This is a genomic window from Vibrio sp. 10N.222.55.A1, from assembly GCF_041473835.1.
GTDB classification, from domain to species: Bacteria; Pseudomonadota; Gammaproteobacteria; order Enterobacterales; family Vibrionaceae; genus Vibrio; species Vibrio crassostreae_C.
Genome location: NZ_JBFRSX010000054.1, coordinates 1 through 1,259, shown reverse-complemented (window position 1 = coordinate 1,259; position 1,259 = coordinate 1). Strand labels below are relative to the sequence as shown.

The following is a 1,259-nucleotide window of genomic DNA, read 5'->3' as shown; positions in this document are numbered from 1 at the left end:
ATTTCTGACCATGCGCCGTGACTGATACATTCAAATATTGGTAACAGCCAGACATCCACATTTTTTGCCGCTTTAAACAATGAGACCGATGGCATTATCTGAAGCGCAATACTACGCCTAATGATCAGCGCAAGTAAACTGGCCCAGATGAGCCCATCAACGATGGCCTTTTGTGCGGTGACAAATCGTTGCCAGTTGGTGTGAGACTTTAACTCTTTAAAAAGCAGTTCCACCTGCCATCGACAACGGTAGATCGCCATGATGTCATCGGCAGTAAAGGTGTCTGAAGGTAAGTTAGTTATCCAAATGCAGAATCGTTTTTCTTCAGCAAACCATCGTCGCACGACTCTAAACTCTTGTTTACCTCGACGGACTTTTAGGTCAAGGACCTGCGAACGGTTGGTACCTCGAGTAATGTCTTTCAGCTTCTTCCCTTCTAGCTTAGGCAGCAGTCGCCCCTTGCCGTTCCTTGCCTCAATAATCATAGGGTTCAGAGACTTAGCACCTCGGACAATATAGAATCCGCCATGCTGTTCAAGCTCTCGAAAGAAGTGGAAATCAGGATACCCTGCGTCAGCTAACAGCAATTTGTTGTTCATCGTTTTGGGCTCAGGTAAAAAATCTCTTTCTGATGCCGTATCAGCGCTGATGTTCATCGCGACTGGAGAAAAGCTTTTCAACGACATTGTCATATGACATTCAACCGCTGCAGGGTTACGTTTAAATCGACTCGGATAAACATCCGCCAGGTCACGATGGATGTGGAAAGAGCTGCCATCTTGAAGCAGTACATCATCAAAGGTGTCGAGCTTATTTGGTAGACCGACATTCTGCTGGCGAGCAAATTGAGCTATTGCTCGCATAACAAGTTGCCGCATGAAATTAGGAAACTCATTTTTCCTCAACTGGTTATGGTAAGGCTTGTATGCCACGGCACCTTCAGGGCTCAAGCACATCCCATTGAATTGTCGCAGTAAATCCGCAATGGAAGTGCAGTTTCCTTTGCTTAACGCGGCCACTAAGCTAATGACTAGCTGCTCGGGTAATATCGCCCGACACCGTTTCATCAGGCCTGTACTTTTCGCCATTTTTTGGAGGGTGTCAGCATTAAAGAATTGCTTAAATTGCTTCTGTAAGGAGATAATCGTCATCGGCTTCACTATTGATGTAGGTAGTTTGTTTGGCGACGATTATCTGATCATAAATGAAGCCTTTTTTCTATCTAAATAAACAAGTTAGCTCTTAAGATCCTGTCTATG

1 protein-coding gene is annotated in these 1,259 nt (G+C 44.9%); it reads right to left on the bottom strand.

Translation table 11 applies throughout. From position 1 onward, the window contains the following. The coding region (locus AB4493_RS16470; RefSeq protein ID WP_372054799.1) for an IS4 family transposase at window positions 1-1,151 on the bottom strand (1,151 nt) is incomplete at its 3' end. Window positions 1,152-1,259: the final 108 nt, after the last annotated feature.